The 21,715-nt window shown below is 70.2% G+C and carries 22 protein-coding genes; 9 read left to right on the forward strand and 13 right to left on the reverse strand.

Annotated elements, in window-relative coordinates; all coding sequences use genetic code 11:
- Positions 1 to 60 precede the first annotated feature (60 nt).
- Both KIP79_RS34025 and KIP79_RS34030 read right to left on the reverse strand, forming a co-directional pair.
- Positions 61 to 615, reverse strand: a complete 555-nt coding sequence (locus KIP79_RS34025) for a DUF6529 family protein (RefSeq protein ID WP_214109079.1) — start codon at positions 613 to 615, stop codon at positions 61 to 63.
- Positions 616 to 718: 103 nt separating this feature from the next.
- A complete protein-coding gene (locus tag KIP79_RS34030; RefSeq protein WP_214109080.1) occupies positions 719 to 1,456 on the reverse strand; it encodes a hypothetical protein in 738 nt (245 codons plus the stop codon).
- Positions 1,457 to 2,058: 602 nt separating this feature from the next.
- Between KIP79_RS34030 and KIP79_RS49035 the strand changes: the two genes are divergently transcribed.
- Together KIP79_RS49035 and KIP79_RS34040 are read left to right on the forward strand one after the other, a co-directional pair.
- Positions 2,059 to 2,976, forward strand: coding sequence for a CPBP family intramembrane glutamic endopeptidase (locus KIP79_RS49035; protein WP_214109081.1), 918 nt, complete (start codon positions 2,059 to 2,061; stop codon positions 2,974 to 2,976).
- Between the two features lie 562 nt (positions 2,977 to 3,538).
- The gene (locus KIP79_RS34040) at positions 3,539 to 6,457 is read left to right on the forward strand and encodes a sialidase family protein (protein WP_214109082.1); all 2,919 of its coding nucleotides are present in this window, start codon (positions 3,539 to 3,541) and stop codon (positions 6,455 to 6,457) included.
- Here KIP79_RS34040 and KIP79_RS34045 read toward each other — a convergent pair.
- Positions 6,454 to 6,819, reverse strand: a complete 366-nt coding sequence (locus KIP79_RS34045; RefSeq protein ID WP_214109083.1) for an NUDIX hydrolase — start codon at positions 6,817 to 6,819, stop codon at positions 6,454 to 6,456. The genes KIP79_RS34040 and KIP79_RS34045 overlap by 4 nt on opposite strands.
- A 136-nt stretch (positions 6,820 to 6,955) precedes the next feature.
- On the opposite strand from KIP79_RS34045, the gene KIP79_RS34050 reads away from it, so the two are divergent.
- The 3 genes from KIP79_RS34050 (at position 6,956) to KIP79_RS34060 (ending at position 9,343) form a co-directional block, all read left to right on the forward strand.
- Positions 6,956 to 7,594, forward strand: coding sequence for a DUF6758 family protein (locus KIP79_RS34050; RefSeq protein WP_214109084.1), 639 nt, complete (start codon positions 6,956 to 6,958; stop codon positions 7,592 to 7,594).
- Positions 7,595 to 7,647: 53 nt separating this feature from the next.
- A complete protein-coding gene (locus KIP79_RS34055; RefSeq protein WP_214109085.1) occupies positions 7,648 to 8,370 on the forward strand; it encodes an MBL fold metallo-hydrolase in 723 nt (240 codons plus the stop codon).
- Positions 8,371 to 8,440: 70 nt separating this feature from the next.
- Positions 8,441 to 9,343 (forward strand): RecB family exonuclease, encoded by a 903-nt coding sequence (locus KIP79_RS34060; RefSeq protein WP_214109086.1) that lies wholly within the window; start codon positions 8,441 to 8,443, stop codon positions 9,341 to 9,343.
- A 7-nt stretch (positions 9,344 to 9,350) separates the two neighbouring features.
- Here the strand turns inward: KIP79_RS34060 and KIP79_RS34065 are convergent, their stop codons facing one another.
- The 3 genes from KIP79_RS34065 to KIP79_RS34075 are packed head-to-tail and all read right to left on the reverse strand — an operon-like array spanning position 9,351 to position 12,469.
- Positions 9,351 to 10,226 (reverse strand): alpha/beta fold hydrolase, encoded by an 876-nt coding sequence (locus tag KIP79_RS34065; RefSeq protein ID WP_214109087.1) that lies wholly within the window; start codon positions 10,224 to 10,226, stop codon positions 9,351 to 9,353.
- 60 nt (positions 10,227 to 10,286) lie between these two features.
- Positions 10,287 to 10,646, reverse strand: a complete 360-nt coding sequence (locus tag KIP79_RS34070) for a PLDc N-terminal domain-containing protein (protein WP_214109088.1) — start codon at positions 10,644 to 10,646, stop codon at positions 10,287 to 10,289.
- 5 nt (positions 10,647 to 10,651) lie between these two features.
- The gene (locus tag KIP79_RS34075; protein ID WP_308170039.1) at positions 10,652 to 12,469 is read right to left on the reverse strand and encodes a DEAD/DEAH box helicase; all 1,818 of its coding nucleotides are present in this window, start codon (positions 12,467 to 12,469) and stop codon (positions 10,652 to 10,654) included.
- Positions 12,470 to 12,780: 311 nt separating this feature from the next.
- Here KIP79_RS34075 and KIP79_RS34080 point away from each other — a divergent pair, with 311 nt between their 5' ends.
- Positions 12,781 to 13,434, forward strand: coding sequence for a ferritin-like fold-containing protein (locus KIP79_RS34080; protein WP_214109089.1), 654 nt, complete (start codon positions 12,781 to 12,783; stop codon positions 13,432 to 13,434).
- A 322-nt stretch (positions 13,435 to 13,756) separates the two neighbouring features.
- On the opposite strand, the gene KIP79_RS34085 is transcribed toward KIP79_RS34080, so the two are convergent.
- The 5 genes from KIP79_RS34085 to ligD (KIP79_RS34105) form a co-directional block, all read right to left on the reverse strand.
- Complete coding sequence (locus KIP79_RS34085; protein ID WP_214109090.1) at positions 13,757 to 13,987, reverse strand: DUF3107 domain-containing protein; 231 nt, start codon at positions 13,985 to 13,987, stop codon at positions 13,757 to 13,759.
- 151 nt (positions 13,988 to 14,138) lie between these two features.
- Complete coding sequence (locus KIP79_RS34090; RefSeq protein ID WP_214109091.1) at positions 14,139 to 14,756, reverse strand: TetR/AcrR family transcriptional regulator; 618 nt, start codon at positions 14,754 to 14,756, stop codon at positions 14,139 to 14,141.
- Positions 14,757 to 14,859: 103 nt separating this feature from the next.
- Positions 14,860 to 15,051: a hypothetical protein gene (locus KIP79_RS34095; protein WP_214109092.1), complete on the reverse strand. Its 192-nt coding sequence runs from the start codon at positions 15,049 to 15,051 to the stop codon at positions 14,860 to 14,862.
- Between the two features lie 38 nt (positions 15,052 to 15,089).
- Complete coding sequence (gene ligD / locus KIP79_RS34100) at positions 15,090 to 15,956, reverse strand: non-homologous end-joining DNA ligase (protein ID WP_308170040.1); 867 nt, start codon at positions 15,954 to 15,956, stop codon at positions 15,090 to 15,092.
- Complete coding sequence (ligD, locus tag KIP79_RS34105; protein WP_308170041.1) at positions 15,953 to 16,846, reverse strand: non-homologous end-joining DNA ligase; 894 nt, start codon at positions 16,844 to 16,846, stop codon at positions 15,953 to 15,955. The genes ligD (KIP79_RS34100) and ligD (KIP79_RS34105) overlap by 4 nt, the downstream gene beginning before the upstream one ends.
- Before the next feature lie 131 nt (positions 16,847 to 16,977).
- Between ligD (KIP79_RS34105) and ku the strand changes: the two genes are divergently transcribed.
- Complete coding sequence (gene ku / locus KIP79_RS34110) at positions 16,978 to 17,883, forward strand: non-homologous end joining protein Ku (protein ID WP_214109093.1); 906 nt, start codon at positions 16,978 to 16,980, stop codon at positions 17,881 to 17,883.
- A 20-nt stretch (positions 17,884 to 17,903) separates the two neighbouring features.
- Here the strand turns inward: ku and KIP79_RS34115 are convergent, their stop codons facing one another.
- Positions 17,904 to 18,272 carry a hypothetical protein gene (locus KIP79_RS34115; RefSeq protein ID WP_214109094.1) on the reverse strand — a complete coding sequence of 123 codons (369 nt, stop codon included), beginning with the start codon at positions 18,270 to 18,272 and terminating at the stop codon, positions 17,904 to 17,906.
- A 291-nt stretch (positions 18,273 to 18,563) separates the two neighbouring features.
- A complete protein-coding gene (locus KIP79_RS34120) occupies positions 18,564 to 19,262 on the reverse strand; it encodes a hypothetical protein (RefSeq protein ID WP_214109095.1) in 699 nt (232 codons plus the stop codon).
- A gap of 202 nt (positions 19,263 to 19,464) precedes the next feature.
- On the opposite strand from KIP79_RS34120, the gene KIP79_RS34125 reads away from it, so the two are divergent.
- Positions 19,465 to 20,331: an alpha/beta fold hydrolase gene (locus tag KIP79_RS34125; RefSeq protein WP_250214278.1), complete on the forward strand. Its 867-nt coding sequence runs from the start codon at positions 19,465 to 19,467 to the stop codon at positions 20,329 to 20,331.
- 121 nt (positions 20,332 to 20,452) lie between these two features.
- The gene (gene moeZ, locus KIP79_RS34130) at positions 20,453 to 21,634 is read left to right on the forward strand and encodes an adenylyltransferase/sulfurtransferase MoeZ (protein WP_214109097.1); all 1,182 of its coding nucleotides are present in this window, start codon (positions 20,453 to 20,455) and stop codon (positions 21,632 to 21,634) included.
- Positions 21,635 to 21,715 lie beyond the last annotated feature (81 nt).

The following is a 21,715-nucleotide window of genomic DNA, read 5'->3' on the forward strand; positions in this document are numbered from 1 at the left end:
GGGGTGGCCCCTGAAGCGGTCCCAGGGAGTTCGGTGTGGCCTGGCGCGGGTCGTGGCGCGTCAGATCACCACGCCGATCGTGGTGAAGAACCAGAACGAGGAGGTCAGCCAGAGGCCGACCAGCAGGGTGAAGAGCACGCCGCCGAGCACCGGGAGGGTCCAGCCCGGCAGGCCGCGCTTGGGGAGGGAGAGCATCTTCGTGGCGAAGACGCCGTAGAACAGGCAGCCGAGGATGGAGTGGATCATGACACGGGGTTCGTCGTACCGGGCGCCCACCGCGTACAGGCAGTGGAAGGCGACCGGCACGGTGAGCAGGAAGGCGATCCGGCCCGACCAGCGGTGGACCGGGGCCACCCACGCGCCGTCCAGCGGGAGCCTGCCCCACATGGCCATGGCGGTCAGGACCTGCACGATGGCCAAGAGGGCGGCGCCCGTGGTCAGCCAGGCCTTCATGGCCAGGGGGCCGGAGAACCCGGCCACGCTGATCCCGAAGCGGGTGGGCGGGTGGAACTCCCCGTACACGCCGAGTGCGGTGGAGATGGCGCCGCCGACCAGGGCGGGGACGAGGAGCAGGACGACGGCGGAGCGGTGGCGGGTCAGGTGCGTGTGGCTCATGTCGGGCTCGCTTAATGAGAAAGTCGTGATCTGGACAGCCACAGCGGTGAGCGGCCTGGTCGGTGGCTATGTGGCTGTCTATGGGACGGGTTTCTCGTTAACATCAGGGGTTCAGGGTGTCGATGAAGGCGTCCGGCTCCTGGGGCTGCAGTTGGATGCCGTACCAGGTGACGGCGCCGCCGTCGAAGGCGGGCGCGGACTCGCCGGCGCCGCCGGAACCCAGGGCCAACCGGCCCACCGACTGGCCGCTGGGCAGCTTGATCCAGCCGCCGACGATCCGTGCCCCGCGCACCTGGGCGGTGGCCCGGTAGAGGCCGGACGGCTTCTTCACGACCGGGGCCGAGAAGCGCCACGACTTGTTCTTGAACTGCAGGCGGCCCTCCGCCTTGCCGCCGCCGAGCGTGGCGGTGATCCGGGCGTCCTTGCCCTTCAGGGTGACGGTGTTGTTCTCCGCCGTGCCCTTCAGCCAGGCCTCGATGTAGCCGTCACAGAAGTAGGCCACCGCCTTGCCGTCGCGGATCGAGATGGCCACCAGGCCGCCGTTGCCCTGCACCACACCGGCGTAGTCCACCTTCTTCGGCGTGGGGTCGACGGCTTCGGGGGCCGCGCTGTCCTCCGGGGTGGGGGTCTCCTCCTGCGGCGGCTCGGTGGCCTCGGCGGCGGGGGATTCCGTGGGGGCCTCGGTGGGGGCCTCGTCAGGTGTCTCGTCGGGGGTGGCCGTCTCCGCGGCCTCCGCCTCCGACGAGGTATCGATCGGGCTGGCCGTCGCCTGCTCGATGGCGGGCGCGGCCTGGGCGCTGGCGATGCCGAGAGCGACGGTGAGCAACGCGCCCGCGGCCAAGGTATATACAGGTCCTAACCGACTCATTGCAATCTCCTGGGGTTGAACGTCCCCCTGAGTGAACTCTTCGCGGCCCTTGATGTCTGTGAACAATTGCGCATAGGGGGCCGCTATGTGATCGCCAGGGGTTACGGAGAATGGGATTCATGAGCGACCACGAGAAGCGTCCCGACCGGCCACCGCCTGCCCACACGCCTCCGACCTGGGCGCCCGTCCATCCCGCACCGACCGACCCGTCGCCTCCTTCAGGCTCGACGCACCAGACGCACCAGACGCACCCAAGTGGCACGCCGCGTTATCCGGCACCATATCCGCCGCAATCGGGCGAGTCAGGCGTTCCGCCGCATTACCCGGGGACGGGATGGCCGAATTCGGGAAACGCGCCTGATGCGGCGTATTCCGCGCCGGGTGCGGGGCCGGAGTGGCCGGGATGGTCGGGCCAGCCCCCAGGCGCTGGACCTGGATGGCCGCCGGGTGCTGGGCCGGGCCAGCCGCCGGGCGCTGGGCCTGGATGGCCATCGGGGGCTGGGCAGGGATGGCCGCCTGGGGCTGGGCCTGGATGGCCACCAGGTGCTGGGCCCGGCTGGCCGCCGGGTGCGCAGATGCAGCCGCAGCCGCAGCCGTGGATGGTTCCGGTGCCGGGGGGGTTGCGGTTCGATCTGATGGCGCGGAACGCGGTCAATCGGTGGTGGCGGCCGGTGGTGGGGTCGCTGACCGTCGTGGCCGGGTTCATGGCGGTCTCGCTGGTGCTCGGGGTGATCGTGGGGATCACCGCGAACCTCGCCAACGTGCCGATGGTCGCCGACGGGACCCGGTTCTTCCGCGATCCGCTGCTGGAGTTGGGGTTCCAGTTGCTGGTGATCGCGCTGGCCATCCCGGTGGTGCTGGGCACCGTCTGGCTGGTGCAGCGGCGGCGTCCTGGCACGGTGTCCTCGGTGGCCGGGCGGTTGCGCTGGCGGTGGCTGCTGGCCTGCGTGCCGTTCGCGATCCTGGCCGTAGCGCTCGGGGAGGGGGCGCAGAGCCTGACGCTCTTTCTCACCGGGGGGCGGGTGAACTACGAGTGGGGTGGCTGGGCGCCCTTCCTCAACGCGATGGCGATCATCGTGGTACTCGTGCCGTTCCAGGCCGCCGCCGAGGAGTACGTGTTCCGGGGGTGGGTGATCCAGGCGTTCGGGGCCTATCTGCGTAACCCGTGGCCCGCGATCATCATCGGCTCGGCCGGGTTCGCGGCGTTGCACGGGTACACGGACTGGGGCATCGGGTACGTGTTCGGGTTCGGCTTGCTGATGGGGTGGCTCGTCGTGCGTACCGGGGGGTTGGAGGCGGCGATCGCGTTGCATGTGGTCAACAACGTCGGGGCGTTCGGGCTTGCGGCCTCGGACGGGGATCTGGACGGGGCGCTGGAACAGGGGTCGTTGCCGTGGCAGAGCGCGGTGGGGACCGCCGTTCAGTTCGCGGTCTACGCCGTGGCCGTCCTAATAATCGCCCGCAAAGCCGCAGTTCAGACTCTGTCCCGATAAATCTCACTAGAGAAGAGGTGATCGCTCGGTGGTGAGAGGGTATCTAGCGAGCACGTCCGCGATATGTCTGGAACGGTCCTGATATAGGAGGTACCGGCTCGTGTCCCCCCGAGACGAGGCCCCCCGCGACGAGGTGCCGCCGGAGTCGCCTCCGACGCTGCATCACTCGCCGCCGGGGCCCGTGGTGCGGCCGGTCCAACGCCCAGGCGCATCACCGTGGGCGCTGCCGCCATTCGGTGCCCCCGTGCCGGAGGATATGGAGCATCCTGCGGAATCGCCGGAATCGTCCTCATCTGATCCTTTTGATCCGGAAGCTACCAACCCCTGGACGCCGAGAATCGGCCGTCGGCCTTACGGGGATGTTCCCGCGACGCCGTCGGGCCAGGGAAATGCCTACGAATCCTCTTCCGGGCAGAGTGGCCATGGAATTTCCCATGAGCCGCAGCCCGGCGAAGGAAATCTTTACGAATCATCTTCCGGGCGGGAAAACTTTTACGAAACTTCATCCGGGTATGCCGGACGCCGGGCGCAGGAGGTTTCCGATGAGGCGGATTTCCGGCATGTGCGGCCGTACAGCCGGCCCGAGCCGCCCGATCCGGAGCCACGGTCGGGACGCCCGCCGTACGGGGATCCCGAGCAGCCACGTCCGCAGCCCAGCTGGTCCTGGCAGGCGGAGATAGACGAGGAGCCGCGACCGCCGCGCCGGCTGGTCACCCGTCCGGACAAGCTGGTCGCCTCGGGGCCACCGCCCAGCGGGATCCGGATGCAGCCCCAGATCCAGGCCGATCCCGAGCGACTGCCGGCGGAGACCGGAGAGGGCACGGCCGGTGATTCCGGGACCGCCAGGGATCCCTATGGCGGGTCCACGGCCTATCCCGCCTGGCGCAGCGAGGAGGGGGCAGGGGGAGAGGCCGGTGACCGTCCGGTGGCCGGGGTAGGGGGCGGCGCGCATCCCTACGGCGGTTCGGCCGAGCGGACGAGGCACCCGTACGGGGGAGGCCGGAGCGGGACGTTGCCGCCCAAGGTGGAGCCGGTCCAGGTGCCGGAGGTACCGGACGTTCCGGAACCGGAACCACAGCGGATCGGCCGGCCGCCAGGGGGACGACCGGCCCGGCCCGACGTGCTGGTCGCGCTGGGCCCACCGCGTAGCGGGCGCCACCACCGCCGGGGCGTGAAGGCGCCACGCCGGACCCACCGGCCCCTGCTGTTACCGCTGCTGGTGCTCATCACGCTGGTCGCGGTGGCGGCGGTCGGGCTGTTCGCGATCCGCTGGGCCAGCGAGCCCAGCGCCGCCGGGATCACCCTGGCGGTGGGCGACGGACAGTCCGGCGACTCGGCCTTCCAGGCGCCCGGCCTGCCCGGCAACGGCTCCCGCCAGGTGCTCACCTCGGTGGCCTCGGCGGGCTCCACCATCGTGGTGGTCGGCAGCGACACCACCAGCGCCATCGCCCGGCCGCTCTTCCTCGTCTCCGTCAACGGCGGCAAGGACTGGGAACTCGGCAAGGTCATCGGGCCGCCCGGCTACGAACCCGCCCCCGGCTCGCCGGGCCGGGTCACCGGCGGCGACGGCCGCTGGCTGGCGGTCGGCACCGACACGCCCGGCCAGGACGGCCGGGGCATCTGGACCTCCGCCGACGGGCGCACCTGGACGGCGGTGGACCCGGCCAGGCTCAGCGCCTTCCTCGGCCAGGACCAGATCACCGACCTGGCCAGGACCGCCAGCGGGTTCGTCGCCGTGGGCGTCACCACGCTCGCGGACGGCACGCTGGGCGCGGTCGCCTGGGTGTCCCCGGACGGCCAGGCGTGGACCCGGATCGACAACGCCAGGATCGGCACCTCCGACAAGATCCGGGGCATCCAGTCGGTGATCGCCAAGGGGGATCAGGTGGTGGCGCTCGCCAACCCCGGCGAAGGCACCGCCACGGTGATCCTGCGTTCGCCGGACGGTGGCCGCAGCTGGCTCCGTACGGCTACCGCGATCCCCGACATCCGTCCCGAGCCGGGGGCGCTGGCGGTGGGGTCGGATGGGTTCGTCCTGGTTCCGACCGGTCAGCGGTTCGGCGGGGAGGGCGTGCCCGTGCACTGCTCCCCCGATGGGGGCGAGTGGAGTCCGTGCGGGACGATCGGGCCGCTCAGCCCGCAGGGCAGCGGGGTGCGCGGGCTGGCCTCGTCCGCGGCCGGGATCGCGGCGGTGGCCGAGTCGGCCTGGGAGGAGTACGCGGTCTTCCGCAGCGGTGACGGCAAGAAGTGGGCCAAGAGCTCCGATCTCGGGCACATTCCCGGCACGCTGCGCGGGGTCACCGTCACCGACGACGGGCTGCTGGTGGCCGGTGGGGACAAACGCGGCGCCGGTGATGTGGAGAACCTGCCGGTGCTGATGACCGCGGAGAAGGGCAAGGAGGCCAGGGCCGTACCGCTGGAGACGGTGGCCGGGTTGAACCGGCTGGCCAGGGACACGGCGAGCGTGCTCGCCTCCGGTGGGGCCTTCGTCGCGGTGGGGTCGGCCAACGGGGATGCCGGGATCTGGACCAGCGGGAACAACGGCGCCAACTGGAAGGCCGTGGTGTCGGAGTGGCTGGGTGGGTCGGGGCGGCAGGCGCTGACCGACGTGGCGCACGGGCGGGACGGCTGGCTCGCGGTGGGCAGCACCATGGCCGATCTGATCGTCACCAGGCCGCTGCTGGTCACCTCACGGGACGGCAAGGCATGGCGGCCCGGGCCGGCCCTTGAGGTGCCGGAAGGGCACTACTACCTGGCGCCGCATGCCGTTGCCGCCGGTTCGGCTGGGTACGTGCTGGCGGGGGAGGACCAGACGGGTGCGGGCATCGTGCCCGCGCTGTGGTTCAGTCCCGATCTCAAGCGGTTCACCAGGGTGGGGAAGCTTCCTGCGGGTGGTGCCGGGGTGCGCATCCACGATGTGGCCGCCACCTCGTCCGGGTTCATCGCGGTCGGCGGTACCGGGCCGGCTGAGCGGGAGTCCGGGGTCGTCTGGGTGTCCGCCAACGGCAGCACCTGGTCGGCGAAGAGCCGTATTGTTCCCGAGGACGCCCGGTCCGCCGGGTTACGTCATGTGGTGGCGCGTGACGACCGGATCATCGCCGTGGGCACCGCCCTCACCGACGACGGCACCCGTCCCTTCTCCGCCGTCTCCCGCGACAACGGCGACAGCTGGGAGTACAGCTGGCTCCCCGCCGACGAGAACGCCGTGGTCCTGGACCTGAGCGCCGCCCAAGGCGGCATCGTCGCCGTCGGCTCCCACGGCCCCTCCAACGAGGGCGACAGCTCGGTCTGGGCCTCCGCCGACGGCCTCACCTGGCAACGCCACACCCTCACCGAAGACGGCCTCGGCGGCCCAGGCGCCCAATGGCTCGCCGCCGTAACCATCTCCGGCCAACGCGTCATCGCCCTCGGCCGCTCCACCACCGCCACCACCGACAACATCACCATCTGGCGCAGCACCTTAACCACCGAGGACCGTTAGTTACCTCGGGACGGGAGGTTGTTGAGGAAGTCGAGCAGGCCGTCGGTCAGGGGGAGGTGGGTGAGGTCGGTTGGGGTGGCCCAGTGGAGGGCGGTGGCGTCGTCGCCGGGGGCTGGGGTGCCGTGGGTGATGGTGGCGTAGTAGTCGTGGATTTCGTACGGGGGGCGGTGGACGGTGCCGGCCAGGGGGCCTGGGGTGATGTGGAGGCCGGTCTCTTCGTGGATTTCGCGGCGGAGGGCTTCGGCGTCGGTTTCGCCGGGTTCGACGCGGCCGCCGGGGATGGACCAGAGGCCCTCGCCTGGGGGGTGGCCTCGTTTGATGAGGAGAAGGCGGTCTTGGGGGTCGGTGATGATTGCTCCCACGCATCGCACGTAGCCGGGATTCCCTGTACTGGACACACGGACAGGATTCCCTGGGTGGCGTGCATCGCCAAGATTACGGCTCGATAACGGGAAAAGTCTTGACTTGGGTGCGGGGGGCGCACCACCGTGGGTAGGTGTGAGACCCCCGCCCAGGTGCCCACGTTGCTTCGGGCCCCTACAGGAGCCGAACGTCTGGTCAAGCGCCTGGCGCTGTGTCTCCCATGGCGAAGTCCTGCCGTACTACGCGCGCCACCCGTCCGTGGCCACGCTCAACGAGATACGACAGGCGTCCACGGTCCCGGTCTGGCTCCCCTGGCCGCTCCCCATCGGCTGGCTGGTGACCGGCTTCGGTGAGGCGGGCGACGAGCGTTCGGGGATACGGGCGAGCGTGGTCGCCATCTCCGGCCCGTCGCTCAGCCACGGCCCGGCCGACATGCTGCTGGTCGCCGAGGAGCCGGGCGTCGGCCTCGGCGCCGCGTACGCCGGACTGAACGGCCCCGACCCGGGAACGGGCGTCGGCGCGGGGCCCCCGCACGCGAAGGTGAACGTCAACGGCCACCCCACCCCGCTCTGGTGCGTGGAGGGCGTCCCCGGCGACCGGGCCGTCTACGCCGGCGAGGCCATGGGCCGCTGGTTGTGGACGATCGCCTGGCCCGCCGACGCCGGATGCCTGCTCGTCCTGTTCCAGCTGGCCCTCGCTGACCTGCGGGATCTGGAATGGGATGTCCCGTTTGGTGCGTACTCGCCCAGGCTGGATATCGATGCCACCAGGTAGACCTTTATGGCACGAATCCCGCGCACGCCGGTGAGGCAGTAAGGTTCTGAATCGTGACAGCGCGTATCGAGCGAGTGGTGACCTCGGGCGTCGTGGAGATCGACGAGGTCGAGCACAAGGTGGAGAACAACACCTGGATCGTGGGTGACGACGACGAGGTCATCGTCATCGACCCGGCACGGGATCCGGAGAAGATCCTGGAGCAGGTGGGCGAGCGCGAGATCCTCGCCGTCATCTGCACCCACGGGCTTTCCGACCACGTCGCCGCGGCCATCGAGGTGGCGGCCAGGGACGAGGCGGTCATCGCCCTGCATCCCAAGGACAAGCGCCTCTGGCGGCAGACCTGGGAGGACACCTGGCCGGACATCGACATGGACGACGAGGGCCTGTTCGGCGTCGCCGACGTCGAGCTGGAGGTCCTGGCCACCCCCGGGGTCACGCCCGGCGGCGTCTCCCTGCTCTGTGAGTCCCTGGGCGTCGTGTTCACCGGCAAGACGCTGCTGGCCGACGGGCCTGGGAAGCTGGGCGGGGAGTACCCCGCGCTGGCCGACCAGCTGACCTCGATCGGCGAGCGCCTCTTCACGCTGCCCCACGACACCCGGGTGCTGCCGGCCCACGGCGAGGAGAGCACCATCGGCGACCTGGAGCCCCAGTTCGACCGTTGGCTGTCCGGCTCCCTCACCGGCGGCTACGAGGAGCCCGAGCCCCCGCTGGCCGACGGCACCCGCGCCTCCGGCATCAAGCTCGACCTCGACCGGGACGACGAGGACGACTGACCCGCCCGGCCGGCGTGAAAGGCCGGGCCGGTATGGAGGCCAGGGTGAAAGGCGAGCGGGAAAGGTGCCGATGGAGCAGCTCGGGCTTGAGGGCATGCCCCGGCGGTTGTACTCCTGCACGCCGTCTCGCCTGAACTCCTGGCTCGACTGCCGCAGGCGGTACCGGTTCACCTATCTGGACCGCCCGGCTCCGGCCAAGGGCCCGCCCTGGGCGCACAACAGTGTCGGGGCCGCCGTGCACAACGCGCTGGCGGCCTGGTGGCGGGAACCGCAGGAGCGGCGCACGCCCATGATGGCCGCGATCCTGGTCGCCAACGGCTGGCTGACCGAGGGCTTCCGGGACCAGGAGCAGTCGCTGGCCTGGCTGGAGCGTGCCCGGGAGATGGTGTCGGGTTACGTCGCCAGCCTGGATCCGTCCGACGAGCCGGTGGGTGTCGAGCGCACCGTCGCCACCAGGACGGCGGTGATCGCGGTCTCCGGGCGGATCGACCGGCTGGACCGGCGCGGCGACGAGTTGGTCGTGGTCGACTACAAGACCGGCCGCCGCCCGCTCACCGCCGACGACGCCCGCTTCTCCTTAGCTCTGGCGGTGTACGCGGTGGCCGCCGCCCGCGTCCTGCGCCGCCCCTGCCACACGGTGGAACTCCACCATCTGCCCTCCGGCCAGATCGTGGGCTGGACCCACACCGAGGAGTCCCTGGCCCGCCACCTCCGCCGGGCCGAGGAGATCGCCGAGGAGGCCGCCGAAGCCGACGAGGCCTACCAGGCCTGGGCGGGCCCCAACAGGCCCCCGCGCGGCAACCCTCGCTCCAGCGATCCCAACCCTCAGCCGGCCAGGACGGTCCCTGCGGAGATCGACGCCCGCTTCCCGCCCTCCCCGGGCCCCCTCTGCTCCTGGTGCGACTACCGCCGCCACTGCGCGGAGGGCCAGGCCGCCGCGCCCGACAAATCGTCCTGGGACGCCCTGGCGTAATGCCCGCTCAGCGGTGCAGGATCTCGCTCTCCGCCGCGTTCCAGAAGCGGGTCAGCGCCGCGGCGGTGGTCTCCGGGGCCTCCACCGCCGGGGAGTGCGCCGCGCCGGGGACGACCACGCAGTCCGCGTCGAGCTGGTGGGCCATCTCCGACTGCAGCGCGGGCGGCCAGCCGTCGTCGTGCTCCCCGTACAGGACGAGGGTGGCCAGGCCGGACTGGCAGAGTTCGTCGACCCGGTCGGCGGCGTTCAGGACGGCGCGGCCCATGGTGAGCAGCCCGGTGGGGGAGGCGGCCAGCAGCCGGCGCCGCAGGAAGGCGACGATCTCGTCGGACACCCCGGCCCGGATGGCCTCGGGTTCCACCCGGGTGGTCCAGATGTGCTCCACCCCGAGGGTGGTCAGCTCGTCCAGCATGGCGCGCCCGACCTGCTCCCTGGGACCCACGATGCCGGCGGGACCGGAGCTCATCAGCGTGTACGAGGCGAGCTTGGCGGTGCCGTCCAGCACCGACTCCCGGGTGACCAGGCCGCCGAAGGAGTGCCCGAGCAGGTGCACCGGATCCCCGCCGCTGACCGCGGTGGCGATCGTGTCCACGTCGGCGCCGAGCGCCGCGCAACTGTACGCCGCGGGATCCTCAGGACCAGGAGACTGGTACTGCCCCCGCAGGTCCATCGCGACCACCCGCCGCCCGGCCTGGGCCAGGGTCTGCAGGATCGCGATGAAGTCCTCCTTGCTGCCGGTGTAGCCCGGGACCAGAAGCGCCGGCCAGCGCTCGGCGACGCCGCTCACCGGCAGCGCCTCCAGGATGGCGAAGATGCCGGCCGACGTCTCGATCCGCCGGGCGGTCACGCCCGGCGGCAAGGTTAGGAATCTCGGCGTACTCACGTGAAGCCACGATACTGACCCGCCCTGTCGGCGTAACCGCCGTAAGGGTTTGGGCAGTTATTACCCTTCTTGATCTTCGGAGGCTTTGGGGCGCTCCGGTCGTTCCCGGTCCGTCTGTTCCCTGGCGGCCCGGCGTTGTTCTTCGGCGCGCTGCCTCAGCTGCCGCAGGAACTCCTCGTCGTCGTCCGGGTTGACCACCCGGGGCGGCGCCGGCGGAGCCGTGCTCTCGCGACTCCCGCGGGGCCGTCCGGCGATCAGCCAGAGCAGCGATCCGGCCAGTGGCAGCAGAAGCACCACCACGAGCCAGAGCAGCTTCGGCAGGGTTCGCACGTCCGACCGCTGGGTCGTGATCACGTCCAGCACGCAGTACACCCACAGACCGATCAGCACCAGACCGATCACACCGCGAATCAGCAGCACGACGATCACCCGTTCCGGCGGGGGCGGGGCCGCGCGTTCTGGCGGCGCATCGCCTTCCGCTCGGTGGCCGCGGACGGCGCCGGGGCGTCGTCGTCGGTGGCCAGATCGGGGGACTGGAACACCACCGCGAACGGGCTGGGCAGGGTGATCCGGGCGGGTTCCGGCCGGGGCGCGGGAGATTCCTCGACAGGCTCGTCGTACGGCTGCTCGTCGTAGGAGTCCTCGAAGGAGTCCTCGTAGGTGTCCACGGGCTCGTACACTTCCACGGGCTCGGGGGTCTTCTTCCTGGTCCGGCGGGCGGGCTTGCCTTCCTCCGGCGCCGGCGGAGCGTCCGCGAGCGCGCCCGTCAGCGCGGCCTGGTTCGCCCCGCGGCTCCCGGCCCGCCGCCGCCCGGTGCTCCCGGCGAGCGGCTCGGCGAGGTCGGCCACCGGCTCACCCACGGGCGCGTCCACCAGGTCCGGCGCCAGCACGTCCCCGTCCGGCGCGATGTCCGCCGCGAGGGTCCGCCCGCCGCGGGTGCGCCGCCGCTCCCGGGTCTTGGCCGGGCGCTCCCTGCGCTCCTCGGCGCGGTCGCCGGACCGGGATCGCTTGCGCCCGGTCTCGCCGAGGTCCTCGATCTGCTCGGCGTCCAGCCCCGCCCGGGACCGGTTGGCCCGGGGCAGCACGCCCTTGGTGCCCTCCGGGATGTCCAGGTCCACGAAGAGCTCCGGCGAACTGGAGTAGGTCTCCGCGGGCTCGGCGAAGTTCAGCGCGAGGGCGTTGTTGATGACCTTCCACCGGGTCAGCTCGGTCCACTCCACGAAGGTCACCGCGACGCCGGTGCGCCCGGCCCGGCCGGTCCGGCCGATCCGGTGCACGTAGGTCTTCTCGTCCTGCGGGCAGTCGTAGTTGACCACGTGGGTCACGTCGTCGATGTCGATGCCGCGGGCCGCCACGTCGGTGGCCACCAGCACGTTGATCTTGCCGTTCCGGAACGCGCGGAGCGCCTGCTCGCGCTGCCCCTGCCCGAGGTCCCCGTGCACGGCCGCCGCCGCGAAGCCCTTGTCGCGCAGCTGCTCGTAGACCATGTCGCAGGCCCGCTTGGTCTCGCAGAAGACCATGGTCAGCCCCGCCGCCCGGCTCTGCAGCAGCCGGGCCAGGATCTCGATCTTGTCCATCCGGTGGGTCCGGTAGACGAACTGGGTGGTCTGCGGGGTGGCCTCCGCCTCCGCCTCCACCTGCTCGGCGCGGACCCGGATGGGACGGGTCAGGTACCGCCGGGAGAGCGCCACGATCTCCCCGGGCATGGTGGCCGAGAAGAGCATGGTCTGCCGCTCGGCCGGGACCAGCTTGATGATGCGCTCGATGTCGGGCAGGAAGCCCAGGTCGAGCATGCGGTCGGCCTCGTCGAGCACCATCATGCCGATCTGGCCGAGATCCAGGTGCTTCTGCTTGATCAGGTCGAGCAGCCGCCCGGGCGTGCCGACGATCACGTCCACGCCGTTCTTGAGGGCCTCGATCTGCGGTTCGTACGCGCGTCCGCCGTACACGGTGAGAATTCGGGAGCCGAGCTTGCCGGCGGCCAGGACCAGGTCCTCGGTCACCTGCAGAGCCAGCTCACGGGTGGGCACGAGGACCAGGCCCCGCGGCTTTTTGCGGTTCTTCCGCGGCTTCCCGACCAGCTGGAGCATGGCGACGCCGAACGCGTAGGTCTTGCCGGTGCCGGTGCGCGCCTGGCCGATGACGTCCTGTCCGGCCAACGCCAGGGGGAGCGCCATCTCCTGAATCGGGAATGGTGAAGTGATGCCCTCGGTCTCCAGGGCGTCGGCGATCTCCGGGATCACTCCCAGGTCTCGGAACGTCGTCGTAATCGTCGCCTGCCTCAGTCGTTGTCGAAGTTGGGCCTCCGGGGCCTCTGGCCACGCTGGACATCCCCGTTGGGCCATCCCCGTGCCGGGCCGCGCGCAGGTGACGCCTTCGACGTCATCAGCGACCGCGGCATCCAAGAGTTCTGGGGGTTCCGGGGAACTTATACCCCGGATCGACGTATGCGGTCGCACTTTCCCAGAGCAGTCTACTCGATACCACAACTGAAGACTGTTTTCCGCGTGTTACCTGTGTTTTCTGCGGAGAACGTGCCCCTACGCTGGCTGCCATGACAGATTCTCAGCCCGGCGTGGTCGACCTTCTCGGAGTGCTCGCCTACGCCGAACTGACCGCGTTCCTCCGGATGGCGGAGGACGCCTCGGTGCTGGCCCCCACGCTGACCGACCGGGCCGCGCTCGGCGACGTGGCCGCCACAGAATACGGCCACTTCCGGCTGGTGCGGGACCGCCTGACCGAACTCGGCGCCGACCCGGAGGCCGCGATGGCGCCCTTCACCGAGGCCCTGGACGCCTGGCACGCGCAGACCCGCCCAAGCGACTGGTACGAAGCCCTGATCAAGGCGTACGTGGGGACGGGGATCGCCGGCGACTTCTACCGGGAGGCGGCCAGGCACGTGGACGCCGACACCCGGGAGCTGGTCGACCGGGCACTGGCCGACGACGGCCGCTCGCAGTTCGCGGTCGAGCGGGTACGGCAGGCCCTGGCCGAGGATCCCAAGCTCAACGGGCGCCTGGCGCTCTGGGCCCGGCGCCTGGTGGGCGAGGCGCTGAGCCAGGCGTACCGGGTGGCGGCGGCCCGGCCCGAGCTGGCGGTGCTGCTCGGCGACTCGGCCGACCTGGCCGGGGTGGGCCGCATGTTCGCCCAGATCACCGAGGAGCACGGCAAGCGTATGGCGGCGCTCGGGCTCACTCCGGGAGGCTGACAAGGCGGCTGACAAGGGGCTGCCGCCAACCGGGTGCGCCGATCGAGGGGGCACGGGCGGCCAAAGGGTTGTACCGTGCGCTCATGAGGGCCTCGCGCCGCTACGGCAGTTCCTTGACGAGATGTGGACCGAACCGCTGGGTTGTCCGGGCCGTGCTGAGAAGGGAGAGCGCGGGCTGTCCGACCGCCGGCCGAAAGCGGGGCCACTGTCCCCGCTCCGATCGGCGCCCGCCCGGGTGTGGGTTCCGCGGCCGGTAAGGGGCGTGCCGGGCGGGCGCCCCGCCCGGCACGCCCGGGTCAGCAAGACGGAACGGTGAGACGGGTCAGAGCGTGCCGCCGAACCCCACAGAACGGTTCTCGCCCTCGCCGATCTCCACGAACCCCAGCGCCGCCACGGGAATGATGTACCGGTTCCCCTTGACGTCGGTGAGGGTGAAGACGCCACGGTCGGCGGCGAGCGCGTTGCGGAGCTCGTTCTCGATCTCCTCGACCGTCTGATCGCTTTCCAGCACGATCTCGCGGTGCACCGAGCGCACGCCGATCTTGATTTCCATCACGACCCCTTTCGACTGACTTCCATCGTGACGCCTGGAAATCGGGATGGCACATCTGATCGCGTCAAGCGGAAAACCGAGGTCAGGCGAACCCGGCAACCAATCTTCCGTGGTCGTATGTGGGGCCGGCCTGCCGGAGGCGGGCCCAGTGTCACTGCCTCGGGAAGCCGCTGATGCCTCGCCAGGCCAGGCGGGCCATCAGCTGGGTGGCCGCGTCCTTCGGGATGGAGCCGCGGCTGGTCAGCCAGTAGCGCGCGCTCACCTCGGCCATGCCCACCAGGCCGACGCCGAGCAGGTGCGCCTCGTCGCTGGAGCAGCCGGTGTCCTCCTGGATGACCTGGGCGATCGCGTCGGCGCTCTCCCGGAGCGAGCGCTCCATGCGCTGCCGCACCGGCGCGACGTTCCGCAGGTCGGACTCGAAGACCAGGCGGAACGCCTCCCCCTGGCTGGAGACGAAGTCGAAGAAGGCGCCGATCGCGGCCTGCACCCGCTGCTTGTTGTCGGTGGTGGCGCCGAGCGCCTCCTTGCACCGGCCGACCATGTCGTCCACGTGCAGGTCGAGCAGGGCCAGGTAGAGCTCCAGCTTGCCCGGGAAGTGCTGGTAGAGGACCGGCTTGCTCACCCCGGCCCGCTCCGCGATCTCGTCCATCGCGGCCGCGTGGTAGCCGTTCTCGACGAAGACCTCCTGCGCCGCGGTGAGCAGCTGCCGGCGGCGAGCCAGCCGGGGCAGCCGGGAACCCCGCGGCTTGGCGTCCGGGGAAGCGGTCACGAGGTCTCCTAGAGGATGTGCGGTGGAGGTCCCTTCCGGGGGCTGCGCTCCCTTGCAGGGGGCCATCCTACGCGCGGGTAACCTGGCTCAGCGATACCCCGATTCAGCGGTAGTCGTCCTCGTCGTCCTGCTCGACGACCCGGCGCTGCTCGGCGGTGTCAGCCGGGTCGGCCTCCAACGGGATCTCCAGTGACCAGACGGTGCGTTCCCGTTCGTCCTCGCGGAGCGTCCGGTTCTGCTCCACCACGTCCGCCGGATCGGCTTCGGAAGTGTCGAGCGAGTGCATCTCGGACATGGGCGTCCTCCCCGTCGGACTTGCCTGCGTCGTTCAGCCTAAAGGAACAGATCGCCGAATTCCTCGACCCTGGCCAGCACGTCGGGCGCGGTGAAGACCAGCTGGGCCGGGTTATCGCAACCCTCGACCTCTTCCCAGGAGAGCGGGGTGGAAACCGTCGGGGCGGCGTTGGCGCGCAACGAGTACGCGGCCACCGTGGTCTTGGCCGGGTTGTTCTGGCTCCAGTCGATGAACACCTTGCCCGGGCGCTCCCGGCGGGTCATCACGCTGGTGACCAGCTCGTGCCCGGCGTCCAGGCGCTGGGCCAGCTCCCTGGCGTACCCGCTGGTCTCCCGGTCCGGGTACGGCCAGGGCACGTGCAGCTGCATGCCCTTGTTGCCGCTGGTCTTGGGGCGGCACTCCAGGTCGTCCTTGGCGAGCGCGTCGCGGAGCAACAGGGCCACCTGGCAGCACTCGACGATGGTCGCGGGGGCGCCCGGGTCCAGGTCGAAGACGAGGATGTCGGGGGGCAGCGCCGTCCCCTCGGGGGAGACCTGCCACATCGGGACGTGGAGTTCCAGCGCGGCGAGGTTGGCGTAGTAGATGAGGGTGGGCAGGTCGTCGATGACGGCGAAGTCGATGGTCTGGCGGTTCTTGGTGCTGCCGGGGACCGGGAGGGTGGCCCGGCGGATCCATGGCGGGGTGTGCCGGGGGGCGTTCTTCTCGAAGAAGTGGGGGCCGGTCACGCCGTTGGGGTAGCGCTTGACGGTGAGCGGCCGGCCGCGTACGTGGGGGAGCAGGACGGGGGCGATCCGGGAGTAGTAGTCGATCACCTCGGCCTTGGTGAAGCCGGTCTCGGGGTAGAGCACCTTGTCCAGGTTGCTGAGGGCGAGTTCCCTGCCCGCCACCTGCACGCGGACCTTCACAGCCGGACCTCCGCGGGGATCTTGTCGGGGCGCAGGCCGCGCCAGGTGGGGTGGCGCAGGCGCCGTTCCTCGGTCCACATGGTGAAGCCCACCTCGCCCACCAGCTCGGGCCGTACCCAGTGCGCGCCTCGGGCGATGTCCCGGGGCAGCGGCCGGGAGTACGTGCTGCGCGGCACCTCCAGCGGGCGCAGCAGCTGGTAGAGCCGGTCCAGGGCGGCGTCGGTGAATCCGGTGCCGACGTGGCCGACGAAGGCGAACTCGGCGGCCCCTCCTGGTAGGTCCGCGTACGCGCCGAGCAGCAGCGAGCCGATGCCGCCCTCCCGGCGGCCCTTGCCCGGCCGCCAGCCGCCGATCACGACCTCCTGGGTGTGCAGGTTCTTCACCTTGATCCACCACGGGGTGCGCACGCCCGGCCGGTACGGCGAGTCCAGCCGTTTGGCCACCACTCCCTCCAGGCCCTGCTGGTAGGTGGCGTCCAGCACCGCGGGGTCGCACGGGAAGTTGGGCGGGACGGTCAGTCCGGCCAGACCCTCGAGTAGCTCTCGCCGTGCCTGGTACGGGCGGTGGTAGAGGGTCTCGCCGTCCAGGTAGAGCAGATCGAACGGCATGTACGCCACGGGCACGGTGGCCAGCAGTCCGTGGGCGCCGGGATCGGTGATGTGCATGCGCCGCTGGAGCAACTCGAAGCTGGGGCGGCCGTGCTGGTCGAAGGCGACCACCTCGCCGTCCAGGATCACCCGGTGGCCGGGTACCCGGAGTGCTGAAATTTCAGGGTAACGAGGGGTGAAGTCGGTGCCTCTGCGGCCGGTGACGCGGATCGTGTCGTCGATGTAGACGATCGCGCGGATGCCGTCCCACTTGACCTCCAGGGCATAGTGAGCGGCATCCACGGGGAGATCTCCGGGGACGGCGAGCATCGGTTCGACCGGATATGGCATTGCCACAATGGGTATCTGCCCAATAGGTAAGTCCCTTGAATCCCGATATAGCGGTATTCGAACAAAGAGACGAGTATGTGGCTATGCGTAGCATCTGGAAGGGCGCCATCTCGTTCGGCCTGGTGACGATCCCCGTCAAGTTGTACTCGGCGACCGAGCAGAAGGACGTCTCCTTCCACCAGGTGCACCGGGAGGACGGTGGGCGGATCCGGTATCGGCGGGTCTGCCAGGTGGATGGTGAGGAGGTTCAGTACTCCGACATCGCCAAAGGCTACGAGTTGCCCACCGGTGAGGTCGTGGTGCTGACCGACGAGGACTTCGCCGACCTGCCGTTGAGTACCTCGCGGCGGATTGACGTGCTGCAGTTCACGCCTATCGAGCAGATTGATCCGATCTACTTCGCCAAGTCGTACTACCTGGAGCCTGAGGCGCAGGGGTCCAAGCCGTACGTGTTGCTGCGTGACGCGCTGGAGCGGTCAGGGCAGGTGGCGATCGTGAAGGTGGCGCTGCGGCAGCGCGAGTCGCTGGCCACGCTCCGGGTCAGGGACGGGGTCTTCGTGCTGGAGACCATGCTCTGGCCGGATGAGGTGCGGGCGGCCGACTTCCCGTTCCTGGAGGAGGACGTGGACGTGCGGCCCCAGGAGTTGAAGATGGCCGAGTCGCTGATCGAGACCATGGTGGGCGACTTCGATCCCAGCGAGTACCGGGACGCCTATCGGGAGGCGCTCCAGGAGGTCATCGAGGCCAAGGTGGCCGGGCGTGAGGTGGTCGCGGTGGAGGCCCCGGCCGAGCCGGGACCGGCCGTGGACCTGATGGCCGCGCTGCGCGCCAGCGTGGAGGCGGCGAAGAAGGAACGCGAGGGCGCCGCCGCCCCCAAGAAGACCGCCGCGGGCAAGACCACCGCAAAGGCCGACGCCGGCAAGGCCAAGAAGGAAACCGCCCCGGAGGAGAAGCCCGCACCGAAACGGCGAACCAGGAAATCCGCCTGAGCGGGGGCCCGTCCGACGGCCTACCAGTAACGTCTGGCCGTCGCGCTGTGCTGGGAGTGGTCGTACTGCTTCTTCAGATAGAACGTCCGGGTGAAGCCGAGGTTGCCGTTGCCGGTGCCGGAGACCATGCGCCATTTCTTGTCCTGGCCGTAGAGGCCGCATTCTCCGGCGATGAAGTCGCCGATGTTGTAGACCTCGTCGACCACCCGTGACTTGAAGTCGGGGGCCAGGTACACGGGTGCGGCGGCGTTCAGGGCCTTCGGATGGCCGCGGACGACTTCGTAGGAGCAGGTGCTGGCCTCGGCGGCGGTGGCGGCGGAGGCGAGGGTGAGCAGGGTGCCTGCGGCGAGCATGGTCAGCGCGGTGGCCAGGGCGGGGTGGGACGGCATCGTCGGCTCCTGTGGTCGGTGGGCCCTGTAGGCAGTGGGCAACGATGGGTTGGATATCCCGGCCGAGGAATCCGAAAAAGCGACCTGCGGAGTTATTACCTGGATCCGCACTTATGTTGAGCGGCAAAGGGGGATAAATCGGACATGGGGATGGCGTGCCGCAATGAATGGGTTCATTGCGGCACGCTGGTTCAGCCTCAGGCGCTGGGTGACGAGGACGGGTCACCCGGAACCGTGGAGCTTATTCCGGTTTTTCGCAGGGCGTGCGCTGGCCTCTCGCCAGCTGGTCTCCTACCAGCCGCCGCCCCAGTTGGCGCCACCGCCGTGGCGGTTCCAGTCCAGGTGAGAGCGCTTGTGCAGGTGACGGGAGTGCGCGAAGCCGGTGCGCGGGTCCCAGCTGCGCACCTTGAAGTGCGACTTCACCTTGCGGAAGGTGCCGTGGTGGTGGTGGTGACGGTGACCACCCCAGTCGCCGCCCCAGCTGCTGCCGCCCCAGCGGGCGCCGTGGTGGTGGTGGCGGTGGTGGTGGTGACCGTACAGGCCGCACCGGCCGACCGTGAACCCGCCCTTGTGCAGGAAGCCGATGATCCGGCTGTGGTTGTTCGGGCGGAGGTGCACGGGGACGGTGCGGGTGTGGGCGATGCCCCCGCCAAAGTGGTGGTGGCGGTGGCCGCCCCAGTCTCCGCCGAAGCTGCCGCCGAAGTCGCCGGCGAAGTCGCCGCCGACGCCGCGACCCCAGCCGCCGCCGAAGCGTCCGTGGTGATGATGATGGTGGTGGTGCCCGACCCGGTAGACGCAGGTCCCGTGGTTATGGTGACCCCAGCCGGCGTGACGGAAGCCGCCCCAGTCGCCGCCCTCCCAGCCGCCGCCGAAGCCGCCGCCGGCGGTGTGGGCGTGGGCCGGAGTCGCGGTCACCGCAGTCGCTACGGCCATCCCGCCACCGGCGACGGCGGTGGCGACGAGCGCAGTGGCGATCCTCTTGAAACGCATCAACTACTCCTTGTGGTTGGCTGCTGCCTAATCGTGTTATGTCCTCACTCTCCGTCACAAAACGGACAGATATCCATCTTTGCGGTCACTTAGGGTAGTTATGCCCTATGCTGGGATGGATGGGACGTAAACGACAGGAGGATTCGCGGTGGAGCATGGGTATCCAGAACCCGTTCCGGCTTGGCCGGGCGAGCTGGTTGACTTGGGCGATCTGCGACTAAATGTCCGGTTTACGCCGCCAGGGTTCGCGTCACCAGGCCACCGGGAACGCGCGGTCTTCGTCCACGGCCTGGCCGGCAGCGCGACCAACTGGACCGACCTGATGGGCCTGCTGGCCGACGACGTCGCCGGGTACGCGGTCGACCTGCCCGGGGCCGGGTACTCGCCCGCCCCCGAGGACGGCGACTACTCGGTGGACGCCCACGCGCACGCGGTCATCCGGCTGATCGAGCACCTCGGCTCCCCCGTGCACCTGTTCGGCAACTCCCTCGGCGGCGCGGTCGCCGTGCGCCTGTCCGCCAACCGCCCCGAGCTGGTCCGCTCCCTCACCCTGGTCTCCCCGGCCCTGCCCGACCTGCTGCCCCGCTTCGGCCCGGCCCGGGTGGCCATGTCCGCCGCCCCCGGTCTCGGCGAGTGGGCGGTCCGCCGCCTGACCGCCGTCCCTGCGGAACGCCGTATCCAGGCCACCCTCGACATGTGCTACGCCGACCTGGCCCGGGTCCATCCCGTACGGCTCCGCGAGGCGATCGAGGAGCTCCGCCGCCGGGACGGCCTCCCGCACTCCGGCACCGCCCTGGTGGAATCCGCCCGGGGCATCGTCCGCGAGTACTTCCGGCCCGACCTCTGGCGCCAGGCCGCCACCATCACCGCCCCCACCCTGGTCATCCACGGCGGCCGTGACCGCCTGGTGGACGCCAGAATGGCCCTGCGCGCCGGCCGTACGTTCCCCAACGTCCGCCTGGTCACCCTGCCCAGGGCCGGCCACGTGGCCCAGATGGAGTTCCCCGACATCGTGGCCAGGGAGTCCCTCCGCCTGATCACCGAAACCGTGGTCCTGCCGGGCCGCTGACCCCAGGCCGGGGGTTCGGGAATGCCCGGTCGCCCGGTTAGGTTGTGCATGTGCGCGGGTGTGAGATCCGCGTGAGCCGTACCCAGAAGTAGCTGGGTTGCCCTGAAACGGGAGAAGAACTGTGTCGTTGCCACCGCTGGTTGAGCCGGCTGACGAGCTCACCGTCGATGAGGTGCGTCGCTACTCGCGTCACCTGATCATCCCGGATGTCGGGATGGCCGGGCAGAAGCGGCTGAAGAACGCCAAGGTGCTCTGTGTGGGCGCGGGCGGGCTGGGTTCCCCGGCGCTCATGTATCTGGCCGCCGCCGGGGTCGGCACGCTCGGGATCATCGACTTCGACGTCGTGGACGAGTCGAACCTGCAACGCCAGATCATCCACGGCCAGTCCGACGTCGGGCGGCTGAAGGCCGAGTCGGCCGCGGCCTCGGTCCGCGAGATCAACCCGCTGGTCCACGTGGTGATCCACAACGTCGCGCTGACCACCGACAACGTCATGGACATCTTCTCCGGCTACGACCTGATCGTGGACGGAACGGATAACTTCGCCACCCGGTACATGGTCAACGACGCGGCGGTGCTGCTCGGCAAGCCGTACGTGTGGGGTTCGATCTACCGGTTCGACGGCCAGGCCAGCGTGTTCTGGGCCGAGCACGGGCCCTGCTACCGCTGCCTCTACCCGGAGCCCCCGCCCCCGGGCATGGTCCCCTCCTGCGCCGAGGGCGGCGTGCTGGGCGTGCTGTGCGCCTCGATCGGGTCCATCCAGGTGAACGAGGCCATCAAGGTGCTCACCGGGGTCGGCGACCCGCTGGTCGGGCGGCTGATGATCTACGACGCACTGGAGATGAAGTACCGCGACGTCAAGGTCCGCAAGGACCCCGAGTGCGTGCTCTGCGGCAAGAACCCGACGGTGACCCAGCTGCTCGACGACTACGAGGCGTTCTGCGGCACCATCTCCGACGAGGCCCAGCAGGCCGCGATGGGCTCCACGATCACCGCGGCCGAGCTCAAGCAGCTGCGGGACGCGGGCGAGAACATCTACCTGATCGACGTCCGCGAGCCCAACGAGTACGAGATCGTCTCCATTCCCGGCGCGGTGCTCATCCCCAAGGGCGAGTTCCTCAACGGCTCGGCCCTGGAGAAGATGCCGCAGGACAAGCGCATCGTGCTGCACTGCAAGTCGGGCGCCCGCTCCGCGGAGGTGCTGGCGGTGCTGAAGAACGCCGGGTTCGCCGACGCCGTGCACGTGGGCGGCGGCGTGCTCAGCTGGATCAAGACCGTGGATCCGTCCCTGCCGACCTACTGACAGCAGCGACCGCGCGGCCCGCCGGGGTGTCCCGGCGGGCCCGCGGCGATTCCCGGGTATTCCCGGCAAGCCGGTAGAGCA

This window comes from Acrocarpospora catenulata (genome assembly GCF_018476525.1).
Taxonomy (GTDB): domain Bacteria; phylum Actinomycetota; class Actinomycetes; order Streptosporangiales; family Streptosporangiaceae; genus Acrocarpospora; species Acrocarpospora catenulata.